We start from the raw sequence: 8,203 nt of genomic DNA on the forward strand, positions 1-8,203 counted from the left end.
CCGGTCACGCCGACCAGTGTTGGCGCTCGGACGACTCCCCATCGTCAGCTGGCCGGGGCCAGCATCTCCTTCCACCCGTCATTCCCGGGTGTGCCCGCGTTGTTGACGTTGTATCGCACGCCATCCGGGCCGACGACTTGACCGCTGGTCGGGCTGTAGACCGCGGAGGAACCGGGCGGACCCGGTGCCGGGGTGTAGATGCACGGGTTGGGCTGCTGTCCACTGCAGGTCACCCTGCCCTGCCCCGGCGGGGTGAGCGGATCACTCACGGGCGCCGTGGAAACCGGCGGCGGCAGGTCGCTCGCCGGTGCCGGGTTCGTGCCGCTGTTGACCGAAGGGGCCTGCATCACCCCGCGCCCGGGGTTCACCCCCTGGTCGCAACGCGCCCCCGGCGCCGGGCACGACAAAACCTGGTTGGGATCGCCATACCACGGGTTGGTGCCCAACGGCACATACGGTTCGGGGCTGCGGCACTCCTCCGGGGTGGCCGCCCGCTTACCGGGCACGTCGACGCACGGATAGTTGCGCGCGCCGCGAACCACGTTGGCCTGGTAGTCCTTCGGGATCTTGCAATAGGTGCCCTTGGGCAGCGGCGCCGGGCTGGTGTCGGCCGGCGAACGCCACTCGGAGGCGGGCAGGAAGCCGGTCAGACACGGCGGCGGCTGGTTGATCGACAATGCCAGCGGCAGCTGCCCGAGATCTTCGAACAACGTGCCGGCCTGATTCATCGCCGCGCCCTGGGGCCAGACGACCAGGACCTGCTCGACACCCTTGTTGTAGCGCTTGAGCATGTCGATCACGATGGTCAGATTCGCCAATGTCTGCGGCAACGACTCACGCACCCCGCCGAAGACCGCGTTGACTTGATCCAGCGTCGGCGCCGCCTGCTGCAGACCACTACGCAGCGCCGGATCCTGCTCGGCGGCCTGCGCGGCGATCACATTCAGATTGCGCGACCACTGCTCGATGTTGTCACCGGAGCGCACCTGACTGTCCAGGATCGGCCCGGCGTTCTCGATGATGTCGTTGACCTGAGGCAGGTTCTCCTGAAAACCCTGCGCAATATGCGTCGTCGAATCGACCAGCCGCTGCAGCGCCGGCCCGAGACCACCCACGGCTTGGGAGGTTTCGGTCAGCAGCTTGTCGATCTTCTCCTTGGGCAACACCGCAAGGCCCCGGTTCGCCGCATCCAGGGCGGGCCCGACCTCGCTGGGCACCGTGCTCTCGGTGATCGTCGAACCGGGTTCCAGTGTCTGATCGGGATTGCCGGTGGAAACCAGGTCCAGATACTGCTCGCCGATCGCCGACACCGAATGCACATTCGCCGTCGCATCGGCGGGGATCTTGTAGCGGTCCTCGATCCTCATCACGGCCACCGCACCGCGTTCGGTCGGCTCCACCGAGATGACCTTGCCGATCTGCGTACCGCGATAGGTCACGTTGGCCGTCGAATACAGGCCACCCGAACGCGGCAACTCGGCCCGCAGTTCGTACTGCCCGATTCCCACCAGTGCCGGGATACGCAGGTAGTACCAGCCCAACACCACCAACGCGATCACGGTCAGGATGGTGAACAGCACCAACTGGATCTTGACGAATCTAGTCAGCACGCCTCATTCACCACGTTCCACCAACGGACCATTCGGGGCGTTGTGCGGATTCGGCGTGAACCTCACATCCGGGATCATCGTCGCCGGATCACGTCCCCAGGCCTGCTCGAGTGCGCGCAGCATGCCCGAGATTCCGGTACCCGACAGGATGCTGTTGTCGACCGCGGACAGCGTCAGGTCCACCGTCAGCGACGCGTTGAGGTAGTCGCCACGCACGACCTTCGGGACGTTCTCGATCGAGAACGGCGCGGTGAGCATCAACTTGAGCGCTCCGATCAGGTAAGGCGAAGCCCGGCCCAGCTGTTTGAGCGGTCGCTGCAACGCGGCCAGGTTTCTGTTCAGGTCGTCGCTGGCCGGTCCCAGGTAGTCGTTGGTCGCCCGGCTGATGCGCCCGAGCGCCTCGACAGCGTCGGCGAACAGATCGCGGGTGTCCGCGAAATGCTTTATCAGCGGCGGGAACTCGGTCAGCACCCGATCGAGGGTGTCATTGCGTTGCGCGACGATCGACAGCAGCCGGTCGGTGGAATCGATGGCGCGAGTGATGTCGCCGCGCTGCCGGTTCAGTTCGTCGGTGAACGTGTCCAGCTTGTTGAGGAACTCGCGGATCTGGTCGGCCCGGCCGTTGAGCACGTTGAAGATCTCGGTCTGGATGACCTCGAGGTTCTGCACCCCGCCGCCCTGCAGGATGGACGCGATGCTGGCGAGCACGCGTTCGGTGGAGGGGTAGGCCGACGCGTTCGCCAGCGGGATGGTGTCACCGCTGCGCAACGGCTCCGGCGACGGGTTCGGCGGCGGCTCCAACTCAACGTGCTGCGAACCCAAGAGGCTGGTTTGGCCGATGCGGGCCAACGCGTTCTTGGGCAGCCGGACATCGGACTGCAGATCCAGGGTCAACGTCGCGACCCAGTTCTTCAGTTCGATGGCGCGGACGCGGCCGACATAGACGTCGGCCACTCGCACGCGGCTGTTGACGTTGAGCGCCAACGTGTCCGGCATCTGCACATAGATGGTCGTGCTGTCCGAGCCGGTGCCCGGGCCGCCCGGAAGCGGCACGTTGGCGATGCCCTTCCAGGAACCGCACGAACTGAGCACCAGCGCGATCGCGGTCAGCGCGACGGCGCGACGGGCGAACCTTCTCCACTTGTGCGCGGTCATCATCTACCTGCCTCTGCTGGTAGCGGTGGTCCCGCGGGCGCCGGGGCGGCGGGGGCAGGCGCGGGACCGGCCAAGGGCGACCCACCCGGATCACCCGGAATCACACCGGGCGCCGGCGGTGGCGGCGGGCCGGGCTGCGGGTACCACGGCGGGGGCAGCGGGTTGTTCTGGTCGAACGCGTTCGGCGGGCCGGGCAGGTTGCCGTCGCGGGTGGTGCCGAATGCGGGCGGCGCGGCCGGGACTGCGCAGTCGGGCCCGCCCAGCAGTTCGGCGAGGCATTCCGGGGTCATCATGTTGGCCGTGAAGGGTTGCACGTCGATGCCCTGCATGCCCGGCGCGGCGACCCAACCCGGCTCGTGGTTTCCGTGTGAGAACAAGGTGTCACGCGACCAGATGCCCGGGACAGTGGTGTCCTTGTATCCGGGCTGCGGCTGCAGCCGCGGCTCCGAGTACGCGATGTGCTTGGGCAGCGTCATCGCCGAGGCGAACTGGTTCACGCCGAACGGCGGGAAGTTGAACTTGATCGCGTCGAGGATCGGCGCCAGGTATTGCGCACACATCTCCGCGGACTCCTGGTAGCCCAGCCGGCTACCCGCCTGGATCGAACTGCAGACGAACTGCAACGGATTGGCGAAGTTGTTGATGACGGGGATGCCCATGACACCGCCCGTGACCGGCGAGACGATGTTCATCAGGTTCGCGCCGAGGTTGGGGAACACGTGCAGGGCGGTTTCCAGGCCGTTGCGCGGCTCGGGTTGAAGGATCGCGTTGGTCACGTCGGCCAGGTTGTTGATGTCGTGGGTCAGCACCTCGGCGTTCTCGTCGAGGAACGCCCGCGTGGTGGTCAACAGCTGGTTGAGGTCGGCCAGCGCGTTGGCGACCTCCCGATCGGTGTTGGTGAACGCGTTGGTGAACTTGGCGAGGTCGTTGTTCAGAGCGACGAACTGTTGATCGCTCTGATGCAGCGCGTTGACGAACAACGCCAGGCTCTTGACGATGCCGAAGAAGTCATCCCGGCCCTCGTTCAGCGCGAACAGCGCCTCCGAGAGGTTGTTCAACGTCGCGTTGAGTTGCTTGCCCTTCCCGGCGAAGCCGTCGGCGGCCGACTCGATGATGTCGCCGAACGGTCCCTTCGGTTGGTCCGGCGTCGGACCCAGGTCGGTCAGGATGCGGTTGATCGAGTCACGCAGTTCGTCGTACTCGACCGGCACCTGGGTGCGCTCGATTGGGATGACCGCCCCGTCTTCCATCACGGGCCCGCCGGTGTAGGGCGGGGACAACTGGATGTTGCGCGACGCCACCAGGCTGGGGTTCAGGATCGACGCGGTCGCGTTGGCCGGCACCTTGAACTTGTTCTCGTAGTTGAAAGTGACCTTCATCCGGTCACCGGCGGGCTGGATCGACTCGATCTGCCCGACCTGCACCCCCATGATCTGCACCTTGTCGCCGGGATAGAGCGCAAGGGTGTCGCTGAAGTAGGCGACGACCGTGTTGTGTGTCAGCTTCTTGTACAGGTTGTAGCCGACGAAGGCGGCCACCAGCGCCAGCACCACGATCAGCGTGCCGATGATGACGGCAGCGCGGGAAACCGCGGGCAGCTTCAGGTTTCGGACGTTGAAGATCGTCGACATCTGCTAACCCCCTAACCCTGCTGCGATCCCGGCGGAAGGAACGGTGGGTTCCCTGGAAGCGGCGGCTGACCCGCGGGTGCCAACTGCTGCCCGGGTCCCGGCACCGCGGGCGCCGGCAGTGCCGGTGGCAGCGGAGCGATACCGGGCGTGAAGTCCGGCGGCTGCGGGGGCATCGGCCCGACGGGCACGGTGCGCGCACCCGGCGGTGCGGGTGGAAGCTGGCCGTGGGCACCGGGCACGTTCGGCGGGATCTGGCCCGGAATGGCCGCGGCGGGCACACCCGGCGACGGCTGCGGACCGTGCACGTTGGGATCCGAGGTCACCACGTTGGGCGGACCGTACGCGGGTCCACCGAACGGACCCACGGATAGATCCGCGCACGGCAGCGGGTCGCCGGGCCGCGGAAGACCGTCGGCCGGTGGCGTGTAGGAGCACGGCGATCCCTTCAGCACACCGGGTCCCGGGTTCTCCGGGGTGCCCTCGAGCACGGCGGGTCCGGGCGGCGGGGCGCCGTTCTCGAAGCCCTGCGCGTTCGGATCCGGGAACCGCCACGCGGGCAGGCCCGCGTCACGCCAGAACTTCTCCGGGTCGATCCCGCGTTTCTTGAAGGCGGCGTCCACGAACGGCTGCAGGATCTGGCCGGGCAGCAGGTTGACGAGCATCACCTTGAAGTACGGACCCGATGCGACCGCCTCACCCAGCGACGCCACGAAGCTGGCGGTGGTGACGAGCGTGTCCATCAGGTCGAACCGGCGTTCCCGCAAGACGTCGCTGACGACCCGCAGCTGTTCGAGCACCCTGTTGAGGTTCGGGTTGTCGTCGATGAAGCCCTTGACCTGTTCGGAGAACGCGCCGACCCGCTCGAGCAGCATGTTGACCGCGTACTGGCGTTCGTTGATGGCGCCGAGCAGCGACTGGGCGTTGACCAGCAGCCGGTTGATCTGTTCGCTGCGGCTACCGAGGATGCCTGCGATCTTGTTGGCGTTGGCCAGCAGCTTCTTGATGTCCTCGTCGCGCTTGCCGATGGTGTCGGAGAACCGGGCCACCCCGTCGAGCGCGACGCTCAGGTGCGGATAGGTCTGGTCGATGGTCTCGGAGAGCACGTTCAGCGAGTCGCGCACCGTCTCGGTGTCCCACTCGGAGGCGGCCTTTGTGACGTCGAAGAACGCGTCGTAGATCTGGTACGGCGTCGTGGTCTGGCCGAGTGGAAGCACGCCGTTGGCCCGTAGGGGATCCGATCCGCGGGGCTCGATCTCGATGTTGCGGCGGCCGAGGATGGTGTCGGTGCGGATCGCGGCGCGGCTGGCCGTGCCGATCTGGGTGCCGTCGAGCGAGAAGCCGATCCTGACCCTGTCGCCCTCGATCTCCATGTCGCGGACCAGGCCGACGTCGACGCCCGCGATGCGCACCTTGTCGCCTTTCGTGATGCCGCCGGTGTCGGAGAACTGCGCGTAATAAGTAGGTGTCGCGAACAACATCGGCACGCTGGCAAAGCTCTGGCCCACGCCGATGACGATGATCAGGATGACGATGCCCATCAACCCGTTTCGAACCCTGTTCGACCCTTCGAGCGTCCTCATTGCGGCGTGCACCTACCCGACGGCTGGCTGAACAGTTTGACGGTCCGGACGGGACCACCCGGCTGGAGCCCGTTGAGGCGGAGCGAGATGTCGCAGGCGTAGAAGTTGAAGAAGTCGCCGTAGATGCCGCCGGCGCGCCCGATGATCTTGAACGCCGTCGGCAGCCTGACGAGGATGTCGTTCAACTGCTCCCTCTGGTCCACCAGCGGCTGCTGCACTGCCTCGAGATGGCCGATCGTGCTCTGCAGCAGCGGCCGGTTGTCAGCGAGCAGATCGGCGACGGTTCCCGCGGCATCACTGATGTCGGCCACCGAACTGGCGACCGGATCCCTGCGGTTGTTCAGGCCGGTGATCAGCTTCTCGAAGTCCTGCACGGTCTGGTCGAACTCGGCCTGGTGCCTGACCGTGGTGTCCAGCACCGTGTTCAGGTTCCTGATGACCTCGCCGATGGCCTGGTCGCGGTCGGCCAGCGCCGCGGTCAGCGAGGCGGTCTGGTCGAGGATGTCGTTGATGGTGCCGCCTTGTCCCTGGAAGACGGTGATGATCGACTGGGCGATCTCGTTGACCTTGTCGGGATCCAGCGCCCGGAACACCGGCCGGAACCCACCGATCAGCGCGTCGAGATCGAGCGCGGGATGGGTGCGCTCGATCGGGATGGTGGCGCCGGCGGGCATCCGCTTGTCGCTGTCACCCCGCTTGAGTTCCAGGTACCGGTCGCCGATCAGGTTCAGATAGCGCACCGAGGCGGTGGTGCCTTCGAACAGTGGCAGCGACCGGTCGACGTTGAACTCGACCTTGGCCTGCGTACCGCCGTTGGTCAGCTCGACGTTGGACACCTTGCCGACCTCTACACCCGAAGCGCGGACGAACTGCCCGGAGCGAAGGCCACTGGCGCTGGAGAAGATCGCGGTATAGCCGGTGGTGCGGTCGAAGCGCACCTGGCCGAACACCACCACGATGATCGCGGTGAACAGCAACAGCACCAGTGAGAAGGCGCCGAGCTTGATGGCGGTACCGGTGATTTTCATGGGTTGATCGTGTTCTCCCCGATTTGGCGACCCCAGACGTACTCGATCAGGAGCGGTTGGCCCAACTCGAAGTGGTTGTACGGCGCGATGGAGGCACCGGTGTCCATGACCAGGTACGGCGCCGGCCACAGATCACGGGTGATCGGCTGCCAACATCCGGGGCGGCCTTCCGGTCCGCCCTTGGCGTTCACACGGGGCAGGTTGTCCGGGTACACCCACGGGTTGCCGGCGCCCATCAGCGACGACAGCGTGCGCAGCGAATAACCGTTGCCGCCGAGCGACGCCGCGACCTTGGGTTCGGCGTCGTGGTAGTTGCGGATCATGCAGTACAGCGCGGGGCTGTACTCGTCGAGCAGCTCGGACGTGATGACGAGGTCCTCGGCGCCGCGCAGCAGATACGGGCCGCCGCGCTCGAAGACGTCGCCGCCGGTGTTGCCGAACCCGACGGCCGCCATCAGCGCCTGGTCGATATTGCCCTGCTGCTCGTTGAGCGTGCGGGCCGTGGTGACCGCGTTCTCCAGCCCGGCGAACAGATCGGGCGCCGCGTCGGCGTATACCTCGCCGAGGTCGGCCAGCAGCCGGTTGTCCCGGGCGAGTTCCGGCATCCTGGCGTTGACGTCGGTGAGGATCTCGTTGCCGTTGATGATCGACTGGCCGAAGCGATCGCCCAGCCCGTCGAGCGCCTCGGCCGTCGCGCTCAGCGTCTGGTTCAGCTTGATCGGGTCGACCTGCTCGGACAGTGACACGACCGTTTCGAACAAGGTGTTGAACTCCGTCGTCACCGTGGTCACGTCGATCACGTCCGACGATGTGATGCGTTGGGGCGTCGGATTTTCCGGCGACGAAAAGTTGACGTACTTGTTGCCGAAGACGGTTGTCGCATCGATGCTGGCGTCGACGTTCTTCGGGATCAGATCGAGGTACTTCGGGTCCACGTCGAGCAGGATCTTGGCCCTCGGCTCACCGCCGACGTTGACCGCTTCCACGTTGGCCACCCGGCCGATCTCGACGCCGTTGTAGGTGACCTTGGCGCCGGGATCCATGGAAAGGCCCGACCGCGCGGAGATGAGCGTCAGCTGTTCGCGCGGCAGGAAGTCGCCGCGGAACTGCATGTACACCAGCACCAGTCCGACGACTGCCAGCAGGCTCAGCACCAGGCCGGCCAGCTTGTAGGGCGGGGTGCGGGGGTTGTTGAGTGG

Annotated in this window: 6 protein-coding genes; all 6 read right to left on the minus strand. The window is 66.3% G+C overall.

Annotated elements, in window-relative coordinates; translation table 11 throughout:
- Positions 1-44: 44 nt before the first annotated feature.
- From AU198_RS12785 to AU198_RS12810, 6 genes are read right to left on the minus strand one after another with little or no spacing between them, the layout of a single operon-like run.
- Positions 45-1,610 (minus strand): MCE family protein, encoded by a 1,566-nt coding sequence (locus AU198_RS12785; RefSeq protein ID WP_064348511.1) that lies wholly within the window; start codon positions 1,608-1,610, stop codon positions 45-47.
- Positions 1,611-1,613: 3 nt separating this feature from the next.
- Positions 1,614-2,768 carry a virulence factor Mce family protein gene (locus AU198_RS12790; protein ID WP_064348512.1) on the minus strand — a complete coding sequence of 385 codons (1,155 nt, stop codon included), beginning with the start codon at positions 2,766-2,768 and terminating at the stop codon, positions 1,614-1,616.
- Entirely contained in the window at positions 2,765-4,396 is a 1,632-nt protein-coding gene (locus AU198_RS12795; protein ID WP_064348513.1) for a virulence factor Mce family protein, read from the minus strand. The genes AU198_RS12790 and AU198_RS12795 overlap by 4 nt, the downstream gene beginning before the upstream one ends.
- Positions 4,397-4,407: 11 nt before the next feature.
- Positions 4,408-5,976 (minus strand): virulence factor Mce family protein, encoded by a 1,569-nt coding sequence (locus AU198_RS12800; protein ID WP_064348514.1) that lies wholly within the window; start codon positions 5,974-5,976, stop codon positions 4,408-4,410.
- Positions 5,973-7,004, minus strand: a complete 1,032-nt coding sequence (locus AU198_RS12805) for a virulence factor Mce family protein (RefSeq protein ID WP_064348515.1) — start codon at positions 7,002-7,004, stop codon at positions 5,973-5,975. Before AU198_RS12805 ends, AU198_RS12800 begins: the two co-directional genes overlap by 4 nt.
- A complete protein-coding gene (locus AU198_RS12810) occupies positions 7,001-8,170 on the minus strand; it encodes an MCE family protein (protein WP_064348524.1) in 1,170 nt (389 codons plus the stop codon). Before AU198_RS12810 ends, AU198_RS12805 begins: the two co-directional genes overlap by 4 nt.
- Positions 8,171-8,203: the final 33 nt, after the last annotated feature.

This window comes from Mycobacterium sp. GA-1199 (assembly GCF_001500045.1).
Taxonomy (GTDB): domain Bacteria; phylum Actinomycetota; class Actinomycetes; order Mycobacteriales; family Mycobacteriaceae; genus Mycobacterium.

Bases quoted from the DNA above. Each gene is read 5' to 3' on its own strand.
- AU198_RS12790 (WP_064348512.1), bottom strand. From the start codon at position 2,768: ATGATGACCGCGCACAAGTGGAGAAGGTTCGCCCGTCGCGCCGTCGCG.
- AU198_RS12795 (WP_064348513.1), bottom strand. From the start codon at position 4,396: ATGTCGACGATCTTCAACGTCCGAAACCTGAAGCTGCCCGCGGTTTCC.
- AU198_RS12800 (WP_064348514.1), bottom strand. From the start codon at position 5,976: ATGAGGACGCTCGAAGGGTCGAACAGGGTTCGAAACGGGTTGATGGGC.
- AU198_RS12805 (WP_064348515.1), bottom strand. From the start codon at position 7,004: ATGAAAATCACCGGTACCGCCATCAAGCTCGGCGCCTTCTCACTGGTG.